The 22,495-nt window shown below is 55.1% G+C and carries 23 protein-coding genes, 2 pseudogenes and 1 riboswitch; of the genes and pseudogenes, 16 read left to right on the plus strand and 9 right to left on the minus strand.

Going from position 1 to position 22,495, the window contains the following annotated elements; translation table 11 throughout:
• Nucleotides 1–203 precede the first annotated feature (203 nt).
• The gene (locus tag WJM78_RS00285) at nucleotides 204–617 is read left to right on the plus strand and encodes a hypothetical protein (protein ID WP_339012499.1); all 414 of its coding nucleotides are present in this window, start codon (nucleotides 204–206) and stop codon (nucleotides 615–617) included.
• Between the two features lie 781 nt (nucleotides 618–1,398).
• On the opposite strand, the gene WJM78_RS00290 is transcribed toward WJM78_RS00285, so the two are convergent.
• Nucleotides 1,399–1,608 (minus strand): hypothetical protein, encoded by a 210-nt coding sequence (locus WJM78_RS00290; protein ID WP_339012502.1) that lies wholly within the window; start codon nucleotides 1,606–1,608, stop codon nucleotides 1,399–1,401.
• 158 nt (nucleotides 1,609–1,766) lie between these two features.
• Between WJM78_RS00290 and WJM78_RS00295 the strand changes: the two genes are divergently transcribed.
• From WJM78_RS00295 to WJM78_RS00325, 7 genes are all read left to right on the plus strand, one after another.
• Entirely contained in the window at nucleotides 1,767–2,279 is a 513-nt protein-coding gene (locus WJM78_RS00295) for a hypothetical protein (RefSeq protein ID WP_339012504.1), read from the plus strand.
• A gap of 250 nt (nucleotides 2,280–2,529) precedes the next feature.
• On the plus strand, nucleotides 2,530–3,201 hold the full coding sequence (locus WJM78_RS00300; protein ID WP_339012506.1) for a fimbria/pilus periplasmic chaperone: 672 nt from the start codon (nucleotides 2,530–2,532) through the stop codon (nucleotides 3,199–3,201).
• A 75-nt stretch (nucleotides 3,202–3,276) separates the two neighbouring features.
• Nucleotides 3,277–5,790, plus strand: coding sequence for a fimbrial biogenesis outer membrane usher protein (locus tag WJM78_RS00305; protein ID WP_339012509.1), 2,514 nt, complete (start codon nucleotides 3,277–3,279; stop codon nucleotides 5,788–5,790).
• 52 nt (nucleotides 5,791–5,842) lie between these two features.
• Nucleotides 5,843–6,298: an AfaD family invasin gene (afaD, locus tag WJM78_RS00310; protein ID WP_339012512.1), complete on the plus strand. Its 456-nt coding sequence runs from the start codon at nucleotides 5,843–5,845 to the stop codon at nucleotides 6,296–6,298.
• Nucleotides 6,299–6,387: 89 nt separating this feature from the next.
• The gene (locus WJM78_RS00315; RefSeq protein ID WP_339012515.1) at nucleotides 6,388–6,876 is read left to right on the plus strand and encodes a hypothetical protein; all 489 of its coding nucleotides are present in this window, start codon (nucleotides 6,388–6,390) and stop codon (nucleotides 6,874–6,876) included.
• 72 nt (nucleotides 6,877–6,948) lie between these two features.
• Nucleotides 6,949–7,173, plus strand: coding sequence for a hypothetical protein (locus WJM78_RS00320; protein WP_339012518.1), 225 nt, complete (start codon nucleotides 6,949–6,951; stop codon nucleotides 7,171–7,173).
• A gap of 69 nt (nucleotides 7,174–7,242) precedes the next feature.
• Nucleotides 7,243–7,620 carry a PLDc N-terminal domain-containing protein gene (locus WJM78_RS00325; RefSeq protein WP_339012521.1) on the plus strand — a complete coding sequence of 126 codons (378 nt, stop codon included), beginning with the start codon at nucleotides 7,243–7,245 and terminating at the stop codon, nucleotides 7,618–7,620.
• Nucleotides 7,621–7,751: 131 nt separating this feature from the next.
• Here WJM78_RS00325 and WJM78_RS00330 read toward each other — a convergent pair whose 3' ends face one another.
• Together WJM78_RS00330 and WJM78_RS00335 are read right to left on the minus strand one after the other, a co-directional pair.
• On the minus strand, nucleotides 7,752–8,609 hold the full coding sequence (locus tag WJM78_RS00330) for an IS5 family transposase (protein ID WP_339015987.1): 858 nt from the start codon (nucleotides 8,607–8,609) through the stop codon (nucleotides 7,752–7,754).
• 119 nt (nucleotides 8,610–8,728) lie between these two features.
• A pseudogene (locus tag WJM78_RS00335) lies at nucleotides 8,729–8,968 on the minus strand (transposase); the annotation flags it as partial.
• A gap of 289 nt (nucleotides 8,969–9,257) precedes the next feature.
• On the opposite strand from WJM78_RS00335, the gene WJM78_RS00340 reads away from it, so the two are divergent.
• The gene (locus tag WJM78_RS00340; protein WP_339015989.1) at nucleotides 9,258–9,929 is read left to right on the plus strand and encodes a winged helix-turn-helix domain-containing protein; all 672 of its coding nucleotides are present in this window, start codon (nucleotides 9,258–9,260) and stop codon (nucleotides 9,927–9,929) included.
• Nucleotides 9,913–10,392 (plus strand): hypothetical protein, encoded by a 480-nt coding sequence (locus tag WJM78_RS00345; RefSeq protein WP_339012524.1) that lies wholly within the window; start codon nucleotides 9,913–9,915, stop codon nucleotides 10,390–10,392. Before WJM78_RS00340 ends, WJM78_RS00345 begins: the two co-directional genes overlap by 17 nt.
• Nucleotides 10,393–10,482: 90 nt before the next feature.
• Here the strand turns inward: WJM78_RS00345 and WJM78_RS00350 are convergent.
• Nucleotides 10,483–10,867: pseudogene (locus tag WJM78_RS00350) on the minus strand (IS66 family transposase); the annotation flags it as partial.
• A gap of 164 nt (nucleotides 10,868–11,031) precedes the next feature.
• Here WJM78_RS00350 and WJM78_RS00355 point away from each other — a divergent pair.
• The 3 genes from WJM78_RS00355 (at nucleotide 11,032) to WJM78_RS00365 (ending at nucleotide 14,795) form a co-directional block, all read left to right on the plus strand.
• Nucleotides 11,032–12,705, plus strand: coding sequence for a sensor histidine kinase (locus WJM78_RS00355; protein ID WP_181364877.1), 1,674 nt, complete (start codon nucleotides 11,032–11,034; stop codon nucleotides 12,703–12,705).
• A 46-nt stretch (nucleotides 12,706–12,751) separates the two neighbouring features.
• The gene (locus tag WJM78_RS00360) at nucleotides 12,752–13,495 is read left to right on the plus strand and encodes a LytTR family DNA-binding domain-containing protein (RefSeq protein WP_339012528.1); all 744 of its coding nucleotides are present in this window, start codon (nucleotides 12,752–12,754) and stop codon (nucleotides 13,493–13,495) included.
• Between the two features lie 109 nt (nucleotides 13,496–13,604).
• The gene (locus WJM78_RS00365; RefSeq protein ID WP_339012531.1) at nucleotides 13,605–14,795 is read left to right on the plus strand and encodes an L-lactate MFS transporter; all 1,191 of its coding nucleotides are present in this window, start codon (nucleotides 13,605–13,607) and stop codon (nucleotides 14,793–14,795) included.
• A 73-nt stretch (nucleotides 14,796–14,868) separates the two neighbouring features.
• Here WJM78_RS00365 and WJM78_RS00370 read toward each other — a convergent pair whose 3' ends face one another.
• From WJM78_RS00370 to WJM78_RS00385, 4 genes are all read right to left on the minus strand, one after another.
• On the minus strand, nucleotides 14,869–15,993 hold the full coding sequence (locus WJM78_RS00370) for a 5-(carboxyamino)imidazole ribonucleotide synthase (RefSeq protein ID WP_339012534.1): 1,125 nt from the start codon (nucleotides 15,991–15,993) through the stop codon (nucleotides 14,869–14,871).
• A complete protein-coding gene (gene purE, locus WJM78_RS00375; RefSeq protein WP_339012537.1) occupies nucleotides 15,990–16,499 on the minus strand; it encodes a 5-(carboxyamino)imidazole ribonucleotide mutase in 510 nt (169 codons plus the stop codon). Before purE ends, WJM78_RS00370 begins: the two co-directional genes overlap by 4 nt.
• A 63-nt stretch (nucleotides 16,500–16,562) precedes the next feature.
• Nucleotides 16,563–16,865, minus strand: coding sequence for a P-II family nitrogen regulator (locus WJM78_RS00380; protein WP_005321666.1), 303 nt, complete (start codon nucleotides 16,863–16,865; stop codon nucleotides 16,563–16,565).
• A gap of 4 nt (nucleotides 16,866–16,869) precedes the next feature.
• Nucleotides 16,870–17,796, minus strand: a complete 927-nt coding sequence (locus tag WJM78_RS00385; protein WP_339015991.1) for a sodium-dependent bicarbonate transport family permease — start codon at nucleotides 17,794–17,796, stop codon at nucleotides 16,870–16,872.
• A gap of 110 nt (nucleotides 17,797–17,906) precedes the next feature.
• On the opposite strand from WJM78_RS00385, the gene WJM78_RS00390 reads away from it, so the two are divergent.
• From WJM78_RS00390 to murI, 3 genes are all read left to right on the plus strand, one after another.
• On the plus strand, nucleotides 17,907–18,809 hold the full coding sequence (locus WJM78_RS00390) for a LysR family transcriptional regulator (RefSeq protein WP_042036231.1): 903 nt from the start codon (nucleotides 17,907–17,909) through the stop codon (nucleotides 18,807–18,809).
• 36 nt (nucleotides 18,810–18,845) lie between these two features.
• Nucleotides 18,846–19,023: riboswitch (cobalamin riboswitch) on the plus strand.
• A gap of 52 nt (nucleotides 19,024–19,075) precedes the next feature.
• Entirely contained in the window at nucleotides 19,076–20,911 is a 1,836-nt protein-coding gene (locus tag WJM78_RS00395; protein ID WP_339012542.1) for a TonB-dependent receptor domain-containing protein, read from the plus strand.
• A 116-nt stretch (nucleotides 20,912–21,027) separates the two neighbouring features.
• The gene (gene murI, locus WJM78_RS00400; RefSeq protein ID WP_339012545.1) at nucleotides 21,028–21,819 is read left to right on the plus strand and encodes a glutamate racemase; all 792 of its coding nucleotides are present in this window, start codon (nucleotides 21,028–21,030) and stop codon (nucleotides 21,817–21,819) included.
• An 18-nt stretch (nucleotides 21,820–21,837) separates the two neighbouring features.
• On the opposite strand, the gene WJM78_RS00405 is transcribed toward murI, so the two are convergent.
• On the minus strand, nucleotides 21,838–22,329 hold the full coding sequence (locus WJM78_RS00405; RefSeq protein WP_042036224.1) for an RNA recognition motif domain-containing protein: 492 nt from the start codon (nucleotides 22,327–22,329) through the stop codon (nucleotides 21,838–21,840).
• Between the last annotated feature and the right edge of the window lie 166 nt (nucleotides 22,330–22,495).

The following is a 22,495-nucleotide window of genomic DNA, read 5'->3' on the forward strand; positions in this document are numbered from 1 at the left end:
ATATGGTTGCTGATGACAATAATGGGTGATGAAAGTGGGAGCGAGTAGCTATTATTGGCCATAGGATAGGTTTTCCTGAAAAAAGCAGCCTGCTTTGCTCAACCTTGGCGTTAGGGAGCGATATGAAATATATGAAAATGGCCGTTATTGCTATGATGGCGCTGGCTTTTTAATCTCAAGCCGAGAATTTAAGTGTGCCGACCTTGGCTACCGCCGATATCATTATTTCAGATCCGCAAAGTGTCAGCCACACTTTGGTGCCAGAGCGGGGGTTGATTGCTGGCCAGTTAAATGAAGGAACACCCGTCGCCCTGGGGTATGTGCAAACGATACCTAAAGAAACATCGATAGCGTTAGCCTGGGCGTCGGGAACGCCAGATACGACGAATAGCCATATCATCCCTTCGTTGGAAAACCCCAATAATACATTAACAGTCTCCTTCTTTAATCCTGATGCGGGGCAAACTTTTTTAGTGGATAACGCGATAAATGCGTTCGTGCTATCGGCCACTGAGCCAAAAAGTGATTGGAGCTACGTCGTGCGTGCGGCTCACTCGCAAAGGGTGGCAGCAGGGACATATCAACTTGTTATTAATGCCTATTTGTATGCATTATAACAATAGCTATATCGAGCATGTCGTTATCACATGTTAAGTCACCGTTTACTGGGGGCATGAAATAAAGAGGCGCCAGTCTCTTTATCCCCCTTTGCCTGTTGCATGATCCCGTCCGTATTACATGATCGCTGGCATGATAAAAAGCCATCCCTGATAGCCGGGGTGCCCGCCATTATACCCTGTCCCCGCTGGCCAACACGGTATTCACCCTTTATATGATCAGAGTGATATGACCAGAGTGATATGACCAGAGCGATATGACCAGAGCGATATGACCAGAGCGATATGACCAGAGCACAGGCCACTGTGTATGTGCAGAGTAAGCGGCGGGATAGCCGCAGCCTGCGCTAACGACAATCCAGCCGCGCCAGCAGCCAGTGAGACTGCCCAAACCCCCCATAAAAATCGCGTGCATATCACCGCCTCTCGTTACCGTCGCCGGCGTCGCTGCTGCGCCAGCGTGGGCACGCTTTATCCCCCGCAAGTGCTTGCCAACATGGCGTGTGCCTTGGCACAAGCAAGTGCACCGTGCCGCTATTCCTGAAGTTAAATTTATCTTTATGATTTTTATGTATTTTTTGTGAAAAAGCAGATTGCCATACAGAGAGTGAACGTCTCTCTGAGCAGCTCACGGTTGCTGAATAAGGAAGAGATAAGATTGTTGCAGGGGGCATAAACAGGGGCCACGGCGTGCGATCACCAGCCGCTGGCATCAGCGCGGGTGCATCAAACCCGGGCATCGGGGGCGACAACGTGGCTTTGTTGTCGATGTGCAAGCCATTTATCCCTTTTCTCGCCTGTTTGGTGACGGATGCCACAGTCGCCTGCCATGTTCGGTGGCTTCAAAAAGAGAGACCAAGGGACCTTGGGTAACTGCTTGTTCTGCATACCCTAAACCACGGCGGTCAGGCCGCTGCGGGCGAGCGCACAGCTCAACCCATTGGTTTTTATCAATATTATTAAATCTTAATAAAACGAGTTCACTCATCATTCTGGGCTGCTTGAGGCAGTATCAACATCGAAACCAACAGTGCAGTATGCACCGTGCGTAGGTAAAGCGCAGGGCGTGTAGGTAAAAAAGTGTTGGCGAGTAAGCATCGAATATTCGATGTGGGTTTTAATTCATTACTTTTAATATAGGGTACCAAAATGAAAAAATATGCACTGTCTCTTTTGGCTTTGACTATGGCACTTTCTTCCGGCGCGGCCTCTGCTGCAGGCGCAGTAGGTAGTCCTGTAGTGGCAGAAACGAACGTCATTTTTCAAGCAGCTAACGAGTTTGCTCATGCCCTCACACCTGTAACCGGGCTTGCATCGGGGCTTAATCCATCGACAAAAATGATAGCTACAGGGAATATTGTGTTGTCAGCTGCTACTTCTAATAAGATGCGACTTGATTGGGTCAGTGGAGTGGACAAGAGTACTCCTCTTCAGAGAGAGATCTCTGGTAATACCGCGACCAACAAAATTACCGTATATTTTACCGCGGTAGCCGGGGATACTGCTACAACCTTGGAGACAATAGGTAATACCTCATCTGTGCTTTTATCGAAAGCGACGTCAACTACCATGTTTAATTATCAGATTAATCTCTTGAGTGGCATCACTGTAGCTCCGGACACTTATAAAATCCAGGTTAAAGCTCAAAGCTGGGAAGCGTAAACTTACAGCGCGGTAACGGTTGTTGCCGCGCTAATATGTTAATCCCTTCTGACAACCTGCTAGAGAAATAAATCCTTGCTACACCATTTTAGCTAAAATGAAATTTTCAGTTTTTGTTTAATAATTGGGTGTTTTTATGTTAATAACAAGATATATAAACAATAAACGTAAATTACCATTACTTGCACTGGGTATTGTGCTGAGCCCGCTTTGTGCAACGGTTGGCTCCGTTTATGCAGCCGAGCAACCGGTGGAAACCGCTACCCAAGCGTTTGAGCTGAAGTTGGGAGCCAGCCGGCTTATCTATAACCCGGCTGCCAGTGGTGCCAGCATCGCGGTACATAATCAGCAGAACTACCCTATTCTGGTGCGTTCACAGGTGTTTGCCGAAGATAGAACCACAGTGGCCCCGTTTTTGGTGACACCGCCCTTGTTCCGGTTGGATGGGCAGCAGCAAAGCCGCCTGCGGGTGGTGCACACCGGCGGCCCACTGCCGGGCGATCGTGAAAAGCTGCATTGGTTGTGTGTCACCGGCATTCCCCCCCAGAGCGATGATGCCTGGGCCGCGGATAAAGAGGGCAAATCTGCAGCGCCTAAAGCGGTGGAGCTGCATGTGCAGGTCAGTGTGCAGAGCTGCATCAAGCTGCTGGTTCGCCCTTCCGGCATCGGGCAATTGGCGGACCGTGCCTCATCACTGGTCTGGACGCGGCAGGGCAATACCCTGAATGCCAATAATCCGACCCCCTTCTATATGAACCTGAGCCGGGTGACCGTGGGGGGAGTGAATGTTGAACAACTGCAACATATTGCCCCCTTCTCTTCACACAGCTTTACCTTGCCCAAAGGGGCGGCTGGACAAGTGCAGTGGCAAGTGGTTACCGATGTTGGCGGCCAGAGCCGTATGTATCAGACATCGCTCTAGTCGCAGGGTTAGCCATGGGTTGGCTGCAAGACACTGCCGGGTTATCAACGTCACTTGATGAGAGATAGACGCAATATGAAGTGTTTATTGCCAGGTTTGGCTGTGAGCTTGGTGTGCTGCTCGGTCGATGCGCGCACTTATACCTTTGATGTATCCAGTTTGGGTATAGACAACGTAGATGTGGCCCTGTTTAACCAGGGGGCGCAACTGCCGGGGGTCTACCCTGTTGATATCCTGGTCAATGGTGATCGGGTCGGTTCCCGCGATGTGCTGTTCCGGCAGGAGACCAATGCGCAAGGCCAGCCGTTTCTGCAACCCTGCCTGAGTGTGGAGATGCTGACACGTTATGGTGTCAGAGTTGAAAACTATCCTCTTTTGTCCGCGGGCAAGCAGCCACAGGCGAATGCGCAAACAGATGCCTGTGCGACCTTATCCGCTATTCCACACGCGACGGTGGATTTTCAGTTCTATGAGCAAAAACTGCTGTTAAGCATTCCGCAGGTCTCATTACGGCCAAAGGTGACCGGTATTGCGCCCAGAGAGTTATGGGATGATGGCATTCCGGTGTTGTTGATGAACTATCAGGCCAACACTAACCGGACAGAATATCGCACCGGGGCGAGTGCCAGCAGCGATTCGAGTTTTGTTCAATTGCAACCCGGCGCTAACCTGGGGGCATGGCGTTTGCGTAATGCCACGACTTGGCAGAAGTCGGGCGAGCAGGAAGGCAAATGGCAAACGGCGTATACCTACGCGGAGTATGGGTTGTATGACCTCAAAAGCCGCGTAACGCTGGGGGAGCGTTATACCCCATCAGATATTTTTGACAGCGTGCCTTTTCGTGGGGCAATGCTGGGTTCGGATGAGGCGATGGTGCCGTTTAACCAGCGCGAGTTTGCGCCCGTGGTGCGTGGTATTGCGCGCACCCAGGCGCGGGTGGAAGTCAAACAGAATGGCTTCACTATATATAATGCTACTGTGGCGCCGGGCCCATTTGCGTTAAATGATTTATCGCCGGGTATGTCTGGCGGGAATTTGCAGGTTACCGTATGGGAAACCGACGGCAACCCGCAAATATTTACTGTGCCCTTTAACACGCCAGCCATTGCGCTGCGTGAAGGCTATCTCAAATACAATCTGATGGCCGGGCAATACCGTGCGGCAGATTCCTCCGTCGATGAAGCCACGGTTGGCCAGGCAACCATGATGTATGGTTTGCCCTGGAACCTGACGGTGTATGGCGGCGCACAAGGCGCCGATCATTACCAATCGGCAGCACTGGGTCTTGGCGTTTCTTTGGGGAGCTGGGGCGGTGTGTCGGTAGATAGCACGACAGCACGCGGGCAACGCCAGGGGGAGGAGAGCGAGACGGGGGGAGCCTGGCGCACGCGTTACAGTAAAACGGTAGACGCGACCGACACCACGCTGTCGTTGTCTAATGCCCAGTACAGCTCGTCTGGCTACCGGACGCTGTCTGACGTGTTGGGCAGCTATCGCAATAATGCCGATGGCTATGACAACAATCAGGATCAGCGTAAAGCGAGCACCACGCTGACCTTGAGCCAGTCCCTGGGGGAGTGGGGATATGTCAACCTGAATGGCACCCGCGACAGCTTCCGGGATCGTTCTGGCAATAATGATTCGTTTGGTGCCAGCTATGGTGTTGGGGTGGCCGGGGGATTCCTGTCACTGAACTGGACGCAGAACCGACGTGCCAGCGTTGTCGGTGAGCAACAAAACGATAACATCACCAGCGTGATGTTCAGTATGCCGCTGCATCGCTTGCTGGGTGGCACCACCCATGCGACCTACCAGTTCGTCTCCCCGTCGAATGGCAATGATACCCAACAAGTCGGGCTTAATGGCCTGGCGTTTGATCGCCGGTTGTCTTGGGATGCTAGCCAGCGTTATCGCTCGGGTGTGGATAGTGGTGAGCGTGACAACAGCAGACTGCAGCTGAGATGGCACGGTGGTTACGGTCAGATGGGGGGTAACTACAGCTATAGCTCCAACATCCGACAAATGGGGGCCGATGTGTCGGGCGGCATGGTCATGCACCGTAACGGTGTTACCTTTGGTCAGCCGCTGAGTGATACCGTGGCATTGGTGGAGGCTCCGGGTGCTTCAGGCGTTCAGGTCGGCGGGTGGCCCGGTGTGAGAACAGATTTTCGTGGTTATACCACACAGGCTAATCTCAACCCGTATCAGGAAAACAACGTGAGTCTGGATCCGAGCCATTTTCCCTCGAATGCGGAAATCACGCAGACGGATATGACGGTTGTGCCCACTCAGGGCGCGGTGATCCCGGCAACGTTTGCCACCCGTATTGGTGCGCGAGCGCTGATGACGCTGACCCGCGAGGATGGTACTAGCGTGCCGTTCGGGGCAATAGCCATGCTGGGAGAGCAGGCGACGATTGCCGGGGTTGTAGATAATAACGGCGTGGTTTATCTGACCGGCTTACCGGCAAAAGGGGAGTTGTCAGTAAGGTGGGGGCAAAGCCAACAACAACAGTGCCGTGTGAATTTCCAGTTGCCGAAAGAGCGTGGCTCTGCGGATATGTATGTCATGAACTCAGTGTGCAGTTAGCGGCAATTAACCAGAGCAGTTGCCAAGCAGGCTACTGTAACGAGAGGCAATTATGCTAAAGCGGTTTTTTTATTGGGGTTTTGGCGTCTGGCTCGCTGTTTGCGGCGCTGGATTATCGTTAGCACAGGCTGCGGATACCCCGCAGCTTAATCTGCAAATAAACAGTGGCCTGCTCTCTGGCCGTATCAACGGTGAATTTCGTATTGGCCAGGGGCGGATAGGGTATGACGGCGAGCACCTTGGCTTTCAGGTATGGAGTGATGCTACCAAGTCAGGGTCGCAGCCTAACCGTTATGTGCTGATTGGGCAAAATAACAGCAACAATAAGTTGCGCATACGGATAGAGCATCAAGACTGGCAGCCAGACAATGACGGAGGCAAAGGGATTATCCTGAATTATGGCGGAAACAGTGCCACTTTTGATGTGGTGGTTGATGGGGATCAGACGGTGATAGCCGATCATTACTCACTGGCATTAAAAGGTGCGGTATTATTTACCCTGAAGTAACAATAAAAAATAATCCAAGAGATTTTTCGCTTGATTAGCCTTTGCTAAAGGCTTTTATCCAGAAAATATGATTATTAAAGGTGATTCCATTGTTAATATCAAGATGGGGTGGGGTTGTGCCTTTCATTTTTATCATGGTCCCACTTATTTTTATCGCTAACTTTTGGGGTGATGATGAACATGATGAAATAACAAGATGCACTGCAAATGTGCTCATAAACAGAGCCGGCCTTGACCTTTCGGCCAATGTGAAAGTTGAACTTTCAATGAGTCATAAAAATGGCGTTTTCTATATTGATGGGAACATCTATCGCAAGGGTATTTATCATGGTGCAATTAGCCGCCGGGTCCTTTTTGATGTCAACATTGTGAATGGTGATATCATATTGATTTCAAAAAGAAATTGGAAGACGGAGGTTGATGATATTGATATCACTTCTTTATCAGGAACGCTATTTTCGGATTTTTATATTACCCCGGATAATACCATGGTGATTATGTTGACAAAAAATGAAAAAGGATATTATTTGTCAACAAAAACAATGCCAATGACATACTGTGCTAAAATAACAGGCTAGATATCCTACCCATACATTAAGCTATATATTAAATTTATTTTTGAGACATTTAATCATCAGTACAGGGGGTCTATGCGTTACGTTTACGCCGCGTTAATCATCGCCATCACGACGACTGTTTTGCTGTTTAAAATTCAAAATATAAGCCTTGTCACCGTTTCGCTGCTTAATATGAGCCTGACGCTGCCGGCGTCGCTGCTGATCGTCGGTGTTTACGTGCTTGGCATGCTCACCGGCAGCGTACTCTGGTCGCTGCTGCGCGGCTGGCTAAAAGCCGTGATGCGCAAGCCCGAGTAACACTATCGCCGGCGAGTTTGCGCCGGCGACACCTCTACCAATTAGGCAACGTAAAGGAGCCGCTCTAACATGAGCAATTTCTGGGATTTCTTCTGGTTAATACTCTCAAGTTTTATCTTTATCGCTTACCTTTTGGTGCTGTTCCAGATCGTCGGCGATCTGTTTCGCAACACTGAAATGGGCGGCGGATTTAAAGCTCTGTGGATCCTCGGGCTGATATTTTTGCCGATGTTTACCGCGCTGATTTACATTGTTAGCAACGGCGCAGGCATGGCCCGGCGTCAACGTGATGCGATGCAGCGGGCCAAATCAGATACCGAAGACTATATTCGGCAAGTGGCGGGTAAATCATCGGCCCAGCAGATCTGGGAAGCCAAAGTCTTGCTCGATAATGGCGCGATCAATGCCGATGAATATGCCCAACTCAAAGCCAAAGCACTGGTCTAAGCACATGCAGCGCCGCATGTTGGCGCTCAACCGGGTGTTATTTCCTATATCAGCCATCAGGTTACAACGTCCCCAACCCCAAGTGACCGCCACACTTGGGGTTTTCTGACAGGCAGACCAAGGGTGTTTGTTTATCGCGTCACATACGCCATCACTTTCCCCACCTGACCGTTATATTTTCGCAGGCTGACTCTCCCCGCCATCAACTGCTTGAATCTAAACATCGCCGTCTCCGCCAGCGAACGACGGTCATACCCCGATATCTTCTTCCAATGAGGCCGCCCTTCTTTTCGCATCACCAGTACAGCCGCATTTCTCGCGTGTCCCTTTTTCCATAGCCCGGCGCTCTTGCGAGGTGGGATACCGGATGTCGCCCCTCTGCGCGCTATCAGCTGATGGCTGGCGTTGCTGTCAAAGGCGCTGTCTGCATAAATGGTACCCAGCTTGCGCCACAGAGGATTGAGCAATGTCGGTAACGCCTCGGCATCATGGACATTCTCCAATGACACTTCTGCTGCCACGATATCGTGGGTTGCTGGGTCCACCGCCAGATGCAGCTTGCGCCACACTCGCCGTCTTTCGGCACCGTGCTTTCTGGCTTTCCACTCGCCTTCGCCAAACACCTTCAGGCCAGTTGAATCAATAACCAAGTTGGTAACCTTCCCTTTAGATGGCTGCCGATACGCCACCTTTACCGTGCGGGCCCGCTTGCTGACGCAACTGTCACCGGGGGCGCATAGCGGCACATTCATCAACGCGAACAGGGAGTTGAGTAGCCCCGTTGTTGCACGCAGGGTGGGGCTGACAATCCCCTTGATCATCAGGAAGGCAGAGATGGTCTGGTCGATGGAGAGCTGGCTACGTCCCGGTCGCCCGTGAAACCAGTTGTCCATGGCGTCTGCATCCACCCAGAAGGTGAGAGAGCCAGGGTTAATCAGAGACTTGTTGTATTGAGGCCAGTTGGTGATGGTGTGAAGCGACTCGCCCATGATGCTGACTTGAAGGGAATGGTGGTGATCAGAGCGCCACATTTTCAGTTAGTTCCATTCAAGCCGCATCGATTTGGGAAGCAACGCCCATGTCAACCCATTCTCGCTAAACGATGACCATTCATAAGCTGGGGCGGGGAGTCAAATAACCCTTGTGCGGCCCGCAGGGTGAGGTTTAAAATCCACTTGAGTATCAGGAAGGTACAAATGATCCGGTCGGTGTAGCGCTGGCTGCGGCCCCGTCGCCCGCGATGGTCGTAGTGGAACCCGTTGTTCATGGCATCCGCATCAACCCGGAAGGTAAGAGAGCCACGGTGGACGAGAGGCTTGTCGTATATGGGGTGAAGCTGCTTGCCCATGAGTGCTGACTTGAAGGGAATGATGGTGATCAGATTGCCACGTTTTCAGTTGGTTCCATTTAAGCCGCATCGATTTTGGCATCAACGCCTAATAACGCCCATTCAAAGGATAAACAGCCGCTCATTATTGTGGCGCATTATGGTGATTTATCTATAATGAGGCTTTAATCGATGTTATCGGAAGCCGATTGAGATGATTAAGTGTTACAATATAAATGATAGCGTTTTATTTTACCCCGAAAGTGGAGACATATCGTCTTCTTTAACGGGGAACACCATTAAAATTAACATGCCAACTGCACAGTTATTCGAGGCTTTTATCACAAGAATGGGGATGGCAGTTTCACAAGAAGAACTATACGCTATAGTATGGGGTGAAAACAGTGTAAATGTAACACCAAACACTTTATATCAGAATGTCTCTCTGTTACGAAAAGCCCTTCAAGACTCTGGCATCCCCAGTGAATCACTTAAAACCCTCAGGGGTAAGGGATTTGTTTTTACGGTTACCAGTGTAGCGGAGAATTATGTTGAAAATAATGAAGTCACTCCAGAGAAAACTGAACCAGTTAAAGAAAAAAAACCTATTATTTATCATTTGATATTATCATCATCTCTGGTTGTTATTTTATTTGGCATTTTGTTTTATGACTATAGCAGCACGCCCTGGAGGGTTACTCATTACCCAAAGGACTTTGTATTTATATCAAAAATTAATGGGTGTAGTGTTTTTAATAGCACAGAAAATAAAAGCATAGAAAACAATCTGAGAGTTAATCGTTTAATTAGAACACTCCCTTTGGAATGTGAAAATTACCCTTATGTTTATATCAGTTATAGTGAGCGACATGCGACAGTATCAATAATATCATGTAAGAATGATATGAACTACACCGAGCAAAACGACTGTAAAACTGAAATTTTCATTAATTATGGTGAACTTGATGAAACTCAACCTTAAATATATTATAATTTTCGGCACTGTTTTTCTTATTATTTCAGCCTGTTTCCTTTATTTTCACTTCATTGATGAAAAAAGTGTTAAAATCCTTCACTGCAATGGTGTGCATTACACTCACAATAAAAATTACAGCATTAAATCAAATATCGAAATCACTTTTGATAACAGCAAGGGGTTTATGATCCTGAACGGTAACGTTACCGAAGATGGAGTATCTTCTCGTTTAGCCAGAAGATTACTATTTAACATTTCTGACATTGATAACAATCTAATCTTAACCTTCACAGGTATTGAAGTTGGCATGTCTGATGAGGTAGACAGAAATAACTTATATGTACCCTTGCCTGCCTTTATGTCTACGGTTGGCAGTAACCTTTTAATATCAATCTACCGTATAAACAAACATAACTACATTGTAGAGTCGAATGGCATTGCAAGCTTTCTCTGTGTGAATGACGATTAATCGTATTACCAATCAGTTATCAAATAGGACACTTTTTCTTTTAACCTGAATGAAATTCAGAGAAGAAGGAGGCATTAAAATTGTAACCGTTCACCGGTAGGGGCTTGATACACACAAGTTGACAGGGATGGGGTAATCCGTTGTCTCGATACAAGCCCTGACGATGGCGTGTAGCCACTCCTGGGGACCAGGCCCCACTCTTTTGGCCGTCTCCACCCATGACAGTATTCGCTGGCGAAACCGTTCCCCTCGATGTGAACACACCCCATTGCTCCCTTTATGCCACAGCATATAGCCACGCAGCGCTCGTTCCGCCTCGTTGTTTGTCAGTGGGATATTGTCTTCACTCATAAACCGCCACAGTATCTTGTCATCCTTAGATGAGCCACTCACAGCGCCCCCGGTAGCGCTTCGAGCATAGCACGGCCCCTTGCTCTAACTGCTTTCGCCAGCTTTGCCGATAGCGCCTGAGCTTCGTCTACCTTACCTTGTTGATTTTTGGCGATACCCTGATGGCCCGTTTCTTCCACCAGAGCCAATTAGCCTGACGCCCGTTATTCGCAATGAGCTGGCACGGGATACGGGGTATGATCCCAGGCCTTGGCACATATCTTCATGCATTGATACGGGATCCCGGTTTTGCTCGAAAATCAGATGATGTTGTTGGCGGTATTCGAACGGGCGGCGCTGATGCTGATGACTCTGTTCTTTCTGACCCGCACCCGGCCGTTCCAGCGGTTGTTTCAGAAGCGTGATCACACTCCGGCCGAGCTGGTGCTGGTGGCCTCCATCTTCTGCCTGTTCGCCGTATACAGTACCTACACCGGCATTCCGGTGGAGGGGGCGCTGATCAACGTGCGGATCATCGCCATCATCTCCGGCGGTATCCTGTTTGGCCCCTGGGTCGGCATTCCGGCCGGGGTCATCTCCGGGCTGCACCGCTACCTCATCGATATGGATGGTCACACCTCGATCCCTTGCCTCATCGCCAGCATTATCGCCGGCCTGCTGGCTACCTGGTTGCACCTGCGCTGTCGCAAGTCGCGACTCTGGCTGTACGGCATTCTGGCGGGGATGCTGTGCGAGGGACTGACCATGCTGCTGATCCTGCTGCTGACCGAGCCCCACGGGGTAGGGGTGGAGATCGTCAACCACATCGCCTATCCGATGATCGCCGGGGCGCTCTGCATCGGCCTCATCATCAAGTTGGTGCAGGATCTGGATGACGAGAAAGAGCTGATTGCCGCCAAGCAGGCCAAGCTGGCGCTGGATATCGCCAACAAGACGCTGCCCTTCTTCCAGAACATCGATCGCCACTCTCTCAGTCAGGTGTGCGAGGTGATCCGGCGCGATATCAGCGCCGATGCGGTGGCCATCACGGATACCCATGACGTGCTGGCCTACGTGGGGGTGGGAAAGGATTATTACGAGCTGGACGAGCACCACGCCATCAGCGGCATGACCCAGCAGGCGGTGCTGCTCGACCAGATCATCATCAACAACGATCTGCGCCAATATCACCTTTCCGATTTTCACTCTGTCATCATTATTCCGCTGCGGGAAAACGGCGCGGTGAGCGGCACCCTCAAGATCTACTATCGCCGCACCCACAGCATCACCAGCTCGCTGCGGGAGATGGCGGTGGGCCTCTCCCAGCTCATCTCTACCCAGATGGAGGTGTCGCGCATCGAGCAACTCAAAGAGATGACCCGCAAGGCGGAGTTCACCGCGCTGCAGAGCAAGATCAACCCGCACTTCCTGTTCAATGCCCTCAATGCCATCTCGTCGCTCATCCGCATCCGGCCCCAGCAGGCACGCCAGCTGATCGCCAATCTGGCGGATTACCTGCGCTACAACCTCAACAAGGGGGATGAGCTCATCGACATTCAGGAGGAGCTGCAGCAGGTGCGCGACTATGTGGCCATCGAGCAGGCCCGCTTCGGCGACAAGCTGGAGGTGGTGTTCGAGGTGGACGATGTCCACATCCAGGTGCCGAGCCTGCTGTTGCAGCCGCTGGTGGAAAACGCCATCCTGCACGGCATCCAGCCTCGCAGTGCGCCGGGTCGGGTCACCATCGAGGTGAAACAGCTGGCGGGGGGCATCCGGGTATCGGTGCGGGATACCGGCTATGGCATCAGTCAGGCAGTGATCGACGGGGTGGCCGCCGGTCGGGTAGAGAGCCGCAGCATCGGTCTGATGAACGTGCATCAGCGGGTCAAACTGCTCTATGGCGACGGCCTGCAGCTCAAGCGGCTGGAGCCGGGTACCGAAGTCTGTTTTTATCTGCCGGATCAGGAGTCGATGCCATGCTGAGTGCCATCATGGTTGGGGATAAGTGTGTGCCGCGAGAGGTGTTGTCATGCTGAAAGCCATTATTGTCGAAGACGAATATCTGGCTCGCGAGGAGCTCATCTATCTGGTGAATCAGCACAGCACCATCGAGATAGTGGCGAGCTTCGAGGATGGGCTGGAGGCGTTCAAATACCTGCAGGATCACGAGGTGGATGTGGTGTTTCTGGATATCCAGATCCCCTCCATCGACGGCCTGCTGCTGGCCAAGAACCTGCACAAATCGAGTCACCCGCCCCACATCGTCTTCGTCACTGCCTACAAGGAGTTTGCGGTGGAGGCGTTCGAGCTGGAGGCGTTCGACTACATCCTCAAGCCCTACAACGAGCCGCGCATCATCAATCTGCTGCAAAAGCTCGAGCATGCGGGCAAGTCGCAGCCAGCCACTACGGGGGAGGCGAGCGGCGACGTGATCAGCCCGCAGAATCGCACCGTCAATCTGGTGAAGGGGGAGCGTATCATAGTCACCCCCTGCGAGCAGATTTACTACGCAGAGGCGGATGAGAAGCTCACCTATGTCTACACCCTCACCGATCGCTACGTGATGACCATGACCATCAGCGAGTTTGTCAGCCGCTTGCCTGCCGAGGGGTTCTTCCGCTGTCACCGCTCCTACTGCGTCAACATCAACAAGATCCGCGAGATAGTGCCCTGGTTTAACAGCACCTATCTCATCCGGCTCCATGATCTGCCGTTCGAGGTGCCGGTGAGCCGCAGCAACATCAAGGCGTTCCGTCAGCTGATGCGGCTCTGATTGTCATTCATTCCCGCCGATCTGCATTTCATGCCTTAATCGGTCGGCGCGCGCGGCGTCTTGCCTATAGTGGCCTCACTTTCCTGAAGGCCATCGACCGAGACGCATCATGACCATCGATCTGAACCGCACCCGGTACCTGACACTGATCGGTACCATCATCACCCAGTTCGCACTGGGTTCTGTCTACACCTGGAGCCTGTTCAACGCCCAGCTCTCCGACAAGCTGGACGAGCCGGTGAGCCAGGTGGCCTTCGCCTTTGGCCTGCTCAGCCTCTCTCTGGCGGTGGCCTCCTGCATGGCGGGCAAGCTGCAGGAGCGGTTCGGGGTGCGCAATGTCACCCTGGGGGCCGGCGTGCTGCTCGGCATTGGCCTCTTCCTCACCGCCCACGCCAGCAATCTGGTGATGCTCTATCTCTGCGCGGGCATTCTGGTCGGTTTTGCCAACGGTACCGGCTATCTGATGACCCTCTCCAACTGCGTGAAGTGGTTCCCGGAGCGCAAAGGGCTCATCTCCGCTTGCTCCATCGGTGCCTATGGCCTCGGTAGTCTCGGCTTCAAATATATCAACCTGCTGCTGCTCTCCAGCTCCGGCCTTGAGACCACCTTCCAGCTGTGGGGGCTGATCACCATGTCCATGGTGCTGGTGGGTGGCATGCTGATGAAGGATGCACCCCAGCAGGCCGCTTCGGCGCAGCAGACCGAGCGCCGTGATTTCACCCTGGCCGAAGCGATGCGCAAGCCGCAGTACTGGATGCTGGCGCTGATGTTCCTCACCACCTGCATGAGCGGCCTCTATGTCATCGGTGTGGCCAAGGATATCGGCGAGAACATGGTGGGTCTGTCGGCTGCAGTGGCTGTCAATGCGGTCGCGGTGATCGCCATGGCCAACCTGGGGGGGCGACTGGTGCTGGGTATCCTCTCTGACAAGATGTCCCGCATCCGGGTCATCACCATCGCCCAGCTGATCATGCTCTGTGGCATGGGATTGCTGTTGTTCGTGCCGCTTAATGCCAATCTCTTCTTCGTGGCGGTAGCCTGTGTGGCCTTTAGCTTCGGTGGCACCATCACCGTCTATCCCTCACTGGTGAGTGACTTCTTCGGTCTCAACAACCTGACCAAGAACTACGGCGTCATCTATCTGGGCTTTGGTCTGGGCAGCATCATCGGCTCCATCGTGGCCTTCCTGTTTGGTGGCTTTATGGCGACCTTCAACCTGATCCTGGTGTTGCTGGTGGTGGCGCTGGTGCTCTCCCTGACCATCCGTTTGCCGGCGCCGGTATCGGTGGCGCGGGCCTGATTACCCTCACTGCCACAGCAAGCAATAACAAAGACCCGGGCTATGCCCGGGTCTTTGCATTTCGGATGGTCGATCAGCGTGGCGCTAGCCCCAGCAACAGACGGGCCTGACGGCAGGTATTCTCCACCGTTGACCAGTTATCACCTGTGATGGTGATGTGGCCCATCTTGCGGCCGGGGCGGGGTTTGCCCTTGTCATACAGGTGCAGATGCAGACCGGGCAGCGTCAGCAGGGCGGCCCAGTCTGGCGTGCCGTTTTTCCAGAGATCTCCCAGCAGGTTGATTAACAGGGCGGGCCGCACAGCGATCTGCTCTGGCAGCGGCAGATCGCAGAGGGCGCGTACCTGCAACTCGAACTGGCTGCATTCGGCGTTGTCGAGGCTGGGGTGGCCCGAGTTGTGAGGGCGGGGCGCCATCTCGTTGACCAACAGCTGGCCGCCCACCAGGAAGAACTCCACCGTCAGTACCCCCACGTAGTCGAGGGCGGCGATGAGATGTTCGGCAATGCGCTTGGCCTCACTCTCCAGCGCCGGTGCATTGGCCGGTGAGCGAGTCTGGTCGAGAATGCCGCCGCTGTGCCAGTTCTGCACCAGTGGCAGGGCGCTGATGGCGCCGCCTGGGCTGCGGGCCAGAGTCAGGGCAAATTCCCCCTCCAGCGCCAGCCGCTTTTCCAGCACGCAGGGCACGCCACTGCCTGCCAGCGCCGTTGCCAGTTCGTCCAGATTGTTTACCTGCCACTGCCCCTTGCCGTCATACCCCTCGCGGGCAGTCTTGAGGATGGCGGGGAAGAGTTCGCTGGCCTGTGCGGGGATGGGATCTTCCGCCAGCAGCGCCAGATAGGGGGCAACCGGGATGTCTGCTCCGCGCAGAAAGGCTTTCTCCTCGCGGCGATCCTGACAGATACGCACCGCGCTGGCGGCCGGGCGCACCGGCTTGCGTTGCTCCAGCAGTGCCAGGGTGGCGGCGGGTACGTTCTCGAACTCGCAAGTGATGGCGGCGCAGCGGCTGGCCAGATCGTGCAGGGCCGTTTGGTCGTCATAGGAGGCGACAATATGGTGATCGGCGGCGGCACCGGCGATGCTGGCCGGGTCGGGATCCAGTACCACCATCTTGTAGCCGAGGCGGTGGGCGGCCATCACGAAGTAGCGGCCAAGCTGGCCGCCGCCGAGCATACCGAGGGTGGCGGGTGGCACTATCATGTCGGCTCCTCCAGTTGCAGCGCCAGCACCCGGTCACGCTCGTTGGCACGGAAGTCGTCGAGCTGTTGCTGGTAGCGGGGAGCCTCCTCGTCCCGGGTGACCGACAGCAGGGAGACCGCGAACAGTCCGGCGTTGGCTGCCCCCGCCTCGCCGATGGCGAAGGTAGCGACCGGCACCCCCTTGGGCATCTGCACAATGGAGAGCAGCGAGTCCATCCCCTTGAGCTGACGCGAGGGAATGGGGACTCCCAGCACTGGCAGCGTGGTCTTGGCGGCGACCATACCCGGCAGGTGGGCGGCGCCACCGGCCCCGGCGATGATGGCGCGCAGACCGCGTTCGCGGGCACTGGCGGCATATTCGAACAGCAGATCCGGCGTGCGATGGGCAGACACCACGCGCGCCTCGTAGGGCACACCGTGCTCCTTGAGGATGCGGGCTGCGGCCTGCATCACGGGCCAGTCGGAGTCGGAGCCCATCACCAGGCCAATCAGGGGAGGGGTGTTCATGTTTGTTGGTTCCTTGCTGTTAAACGTTTGCTTTTGGTAAACAAAAAGAGCCGGCAAGCCGGCTCAGAATTTCTCGGGTCGCACGATTTCGACCGGTTGCAGAAAGGCGATCATGGCGTAGTCGGGGTAGTAGCGACTCTGCAGGTGGGCCAGCAGCCGCTCCGCCTGCTCACGGCTGCAGATCGCCTCCAGCCGGATGTTGCCGCTCTCGCTCCAGCTGGCGTTGCGCTCGCCATGATCACCCCGGCCGCGGGCATCGGTGATGGTGTAGCCGCGCAGCCCCTCGCGGGTGAGGGTGCGCAGCAGGGTAGGCTCCAGATTTGCTTCCGTGATAACGGTCAGCAGGGTGCGGGTCTCGGTCTGCATGTTGCTACTCCGTGAAGTGGCGGGCCCAGCTGTGGTAGAGCGGGATCCCCAGCATGATGTTGAACGGGAAGGTGACCCCCAGCACGGCGCTGAGGGACAACCCCGGGTTGGCTTGTGGCAGGGCGATACGCATGGTGGCCGGCACGGCGATATAGGAGGCGCTGGCCGCCAGGGTGGCCAGCAGGGTCAGACCGCCGAGGGAGAGCCCCATCAGCTGGCCAGCTGCCAATCCTAGTCCCGCTGAAGCGAGCGGCATCAACAGCGCGAAGCCGAGCAGGAAGAAGCCATGCTTGCGCAAGTCCTGACACTGGCGGGCGACGATGAGGCCCATCTCCAGCAGGAACAGTGCCAGCGCGCCCTTGAACAGGTCGACGAACAGCGGTTTGAGCGGGGCAACGCCATCGGGGCCTGCCAGATAGCCGATGGCCATACCGCCCAGTAGCAGGGTCACCCCCTTGCCGAGGAAAGATTCGTGAGCCAGCATGCGCCAGCGAGTTTCGCGGCTGATGCCACGGGCTAGCACTATCCCCACCAGGATGGCCGGGATCTCCATTACCGCCAGGAAGATAGAGAGTTGTGATTCAAAACCGATACCCCGTTCGGTCAGCCAGTTCACCCCGACCGCAAACGTGGCCACGCTGACCGAGCCGTAATGGGCTGCGGTAGCGGCGGCATCCACCCGGTTCATCTTGATGCGCAGCACGGCAAAGCCGAGCAGGGTCTGCATCACGCCAAGCAGGATTACCAGCGCCAGCTGTGGCAGCAGGGGCAACAAGGATTGCTGGGCCAGACCGACACCGCCCTTGAGGCCGATGGCCAGCAGCAGGAAAAGGGAGAGTGTATCGTAGAGCGCGGGCGGTAATTTCAGCTCGGAGCGCACCAGACCGGCCAGCAGCCCGAATAGAAAGAAGAGAACAACGACATCCAGCATGATGGCTCGCAGGAGGAGTGCAGATAATGATTGCATGCTAGAGCCCGCGATGTTTCGATAAAATCAGATTGTGACTGATGGTTGTTCGGTAAAAACTGATAAGGGATGGCATGCTCAACTACAAACAGCTCTACTATTTCTGGCATGTGGCGCGCTGCGGTAGCGTGACGCAGGCGGCGCAACAGCTTCATCTAACGCCGCAAACCATCAGCGGTCAGGTCGCCGAGCTGGAGATCTCCCTCGGGGTCGCGCTGTTTAGCAGAGTGGGTCGACGCCTCGTGCTGACCGTCGCCGGACGGCAAGCACAGGAGCAGGCGGGGGCGATTTTCTCGCTGGGGGCCGAGCTGGAACACACCCTGCGCCACGCCAGCCAGGAGCTGATCATGCAGGTGGGGATTGCCGACTCCGTGCCCCGCACCCTGGCGTTCGAGCTGCTGGCCCCCGCCATGGCGCTGGCGACGCCGGTGCGGCTGATCTGCCATGAAGAGCGGGCCGAACAGCTATTCAGCGAGCTGGCCCGCCACAAGCTGGACATGGTGCTGATCGATCGCCCACTGCCACCGGACAGCGGCGTACGTGGCTACAACCATGAACTGGGGCGTAGCCCGCTGGCACTGTTTGCGAGCCCGGCGCTGGCGGCGCGGGCGCGGGATGGCTTTCCCGCCTCGCTGGAGGGGTTACCGCTGCTTATTCCCGGAGAGAAATCGGCCACCCATGACCGGCTGCTGGCCTGGTATCGCCAGCAGGGCATACATCCCCATCTGGTCGGTCAGTTTGACGACTCAACCCTGATGAAGTCGTTCGGCAAGGCGGGCATGGGGATCTTTCCAGCCCCCCTTGCGATGCGTGACGAGATTGAGCGCCTCTATGGCGTCGAGTTGCTCGCCACCTTGCCCGAGGTCACGCTCTCCTATTATCTGGTCTCTGCTGGCCGCCAACTCTCCCACCCCGGTGTACAGGCGGTGATAGAGGGCGCCAGACAGCGGCTGGTAGAGATGGAAAAGCATAAATAGAAATCTGGATGGCTATACATCCAATCTGGCTCTGCCTATAATCCTCGCCGCTTTGGCGCATCATGCTTAATAGGGAATCCGGTGAAAATCCGGAGCTGGCGCGCAGCGGTAAGGGGGAACGAAGTGACATCAGGGCACTGCCGTCAGGTGGGAAGCCGTCGCGTTAGGCCATCAGCCCCTCAGCCCGAAGACCTGCCAAAGTTCATATTTCGGGCCGAGAGAAACCGGCCACGAAGTAGATGCTTACGCGAACTTAAGGATCTCTCATGTCCAAGAAATTATTGGTGGCAGCCCTGTTGCCAACGGCTGCCTTCGCCCAGACGACCATCCCCGTCAATCCTACCCTGGTGATCACCGCCAATCGCGTGGAACAACCGGTCAGCTCGGTGCTGGCGCCCGTTGTGGTGATCGAGCGCGCCGAGATCGAATCTCGTCAGGTACAGAGTTTGCCTGATCTGCTGAAAACCCTGCCTGGCGTGCAGATGGCGACTCTGGGAGGGCGGGGCCACATCAGCAGCCTGTTCATCCGCGGTACCAACTCCAACCATTCGCTGGTGCTGATGAATGGGCGCCCCATCGCCGCCATGGTGGCGGGCACGCCCGATCTCAGCCAAATCCCGCTCGGCAATATCGAGCGCATCGAGTATATCCGTGGCCCACGAGCGGCGGTGTATGGTTCCGATGCCATCGGTGGCGTTATCAACCTCATCACCAAAACCTCCGCCAAGCATGGCAACGAGACCCACCTGAAAGGTGGCGTGGGCAGCAATGGTTATGGCCAGGGTCAGGCGCGTACCGTGCAGGCCCTGGGTCAGCAGACCGACATGAATATGATGATCGGATACGAGCGTACCGATGGTTTCGATGTGGTGGCCAATGCCCAGCAGCCGGATCGGGATGGCTTCGACAGTCTGCACGGCCAGATCGGGCTGAACCACGCCTTCAATGATGCCTGGAGTGCGGACTTCAACGCCCAGGGCTACGACAACCAGACCGAGATAGATGATGCCTATCAGTCGGCCGATCAGAGTCGCGTACAGGCCTTCCAGTATGATGGCGGTCTCAAGTTTCAGAGCGAGACGCTGACCAGCCGGCTGGAGGCCAGTTATGGCGAGAACAAGCTGAAGAGCTGGCTGGAGAGCAAGGGGGAATCCAGCGCCCAGCCGATCCACACCGGCTTGACCCGTTTCTCCTGGATCAACAGCTGGAGCGGCGTTGAGGGGCTCAATCTGACCGGTGGTGCAGACTGGCAGCAGGAGCAGTTGAAATCCAACTCGCGCAGCGCTGGTCAGGCGTTCAATGCCCCCGATCGCGACAACACGGGTCTGTTTGCGGTGGGCAGCTATCGCTGGCAGGCTCTGCTGTGGGAGCTTTCGGGTCGCACCGATGACAACCAGCAGTATGGCCGTCACAACACCTGGTCTGCCGCCAGTGGTCTGGACATAGATGACAACCACAATGTGCGGTTGAGTTATGGCACCGGCTTCAAGGCGCCGACCTTCCTCGATCTCTACTATCCCGGTTATGAGAGTCCTGATTTGAAACCGGAGGAGAGCAAGAACCTGGAGTTGGGCTTCAGCGGTCGTTATACCGGTTGGGACTGGTCGCTGAACCTGTATCGCAACAAGATCCAGAACCTTATCGCCTGTCAGAGTGCGTTCTCCAGCTGCGAGCCTGACAACACGGATGCCGAGATCCGCGGCGTGGAAGTGGCGCTGGGTTTGGAAACCGGACCGCTCCATCACGACGTCAGCTTCGATTACACCAAGACCGAAGACAAGAACGATGGCGACCAGCAACTGTTGCGCCGCGCCAAGCAGAAGGTCAGCTGGCTGACCCAGGTACAGCTGGGTCAGGTCGATCTTTCAACCGAACTGCTTTATGTGGGCAAGCGGGATGACAAGAACTTCAGCAGCTTCCCGGCAGAGCGGGTAGAACTGGGTTCCTACACCCTGATCAATCTGGCGGCCAGCTATGGGGTGACGCCTCAGCTCACTCTGGGTGGTCGCATCGACAACCTGTTCGATCGTGACTATACCCCGGCCTATGGTTACGCATCTGCGGGTACCGAGTTCAAACTGACGGCGGACTACCGCCTCTGATTGCCAGCGCAGCTATATATAGAAGAGAAAAAGCGAGGCCCTGCCATGTGCAGGGCCTTTTCTATTGGCGGCAGGCGGGAGTATGATCGCCACCTTGCACCAAAGGGGGAGGTCAGGTGGCCAATATTCTAGTGTTCGACTCCGGCATGGGTGGCTTGACCATCTATCGCGAGATCCGCCGTGCGCTGCCAGCACACAACTACTTCTATTGTTTCGACAACGCCAATTTCCCCTATGGCGAGTTGAGTGAGGCTGCCCTCATTACGGCTTGCACCCGGCTGGTCAGTCAGATGGTGGCCGAGCATGCCATCGATCTGGTGGTGATTGCCTGTAATACTGCCAGCACCATAGCCCTGCCGTCCTTGCGTGCGGCCCTGACCATTCCGGTTGTCGGCGTGGTGCCTGCCATCAAACCGGCTGTCGCTTTGACTCAAAATGGGTGTATCGGTCTGCTGGCGACCCCGGGCACCGTCAGCCGTGAATATACTCACCACCTTATTACCCAGTTTGCCCCGGGCCAGCGGGTGTTGCTCAAGGGTGCGACCGAGCTGGTGATCGAAGCCGAGCACAAGCTGGCGGGACGGCCGGTAAACATGGCGCTGTTGCAGGAGGTGCTGATGGACTGGATGGAAGGAGAGGCAAGGCCGGATACACTGGTGTTGGGCTGCACCCACTTCCCGCTGCTCAATGACGAGATCCGGCAACTGATGCCAGGATGTCAGCTGGTGGATTCAGGGGACGCGGTGGCAAGACGGGTGGCCCATCTACTGGCCACGGTCGCTGGGCAACCTTCCCAGGCCGTGGTGCAGGCGAGGGCCTATTGCACCCGACTGGATGCAGAAGCCCAAAAACTGACAGCCCCCTTGCAAGCTTGGGGGCTGTCATCACTCGAAGAGGTTCGGTACTAGTTCGTTACCGCCAAGGGATCAGGCGTCGACCTCGCTCCCTTCTCTCTCATCCTTATCCCGCTTGTCGTTGGCTTCGCGTACCTTGAGGGTACGTTGCTGATACTCCTTGTCATTGAGTGCCGTGATTGCCTTGGCTGCATCGGCAGCGGGCATCTCCACAAAACCAAACCCTCTGCGCTTGCCGGTAGCCTTGTCCTTCATCAAACGGACAGAGATTACCTGACCTTGTTCGGCAAACAGCTCGCGTACTGCAATCTCGTTGGCGCGATAGGGCAGGTTGCCTACATATAAGGTGCAAGTCTCTTGGCCGGAGACCAGCTCTGCCGTGGCGGCAGGTGTCCGCTTAAGAAGCAGCGGCACGATGAAACCACCAATGGCCAGACCCACAGCAAAAATCACTTCGGCTTTCAAAGAAAACTGCAGAGCTTGGGCAACCAGATAACCAACCAGCGCCAATACCAGGGCAAGGATGGCCGCCTGCACATAAACGGGAAACTTGGATAAATTCATCTTTAAAGACCTTTTGTAAATGAAAGCAAAAAAGGTGCAACACTCTATTCACCTCCATGGTAACCAGCTTTCCAGCCGGGCGCTACCATGGACCACTTGGGACACATTATCCGTTCCAGTATGGCATCCCTTAATGGGGGAAGACCCACTTAAATGATGATAAAAC

The organism is Aeromonas popoffii (assembly GCF_037818705.1).
Taxonomy (GTDB): Bacteria; Pseudomonadota; Gammaproteobacteria; order Enterobacterales; family Aeromonadaceae; genus Aeromonas; species Aeromonas popoffii.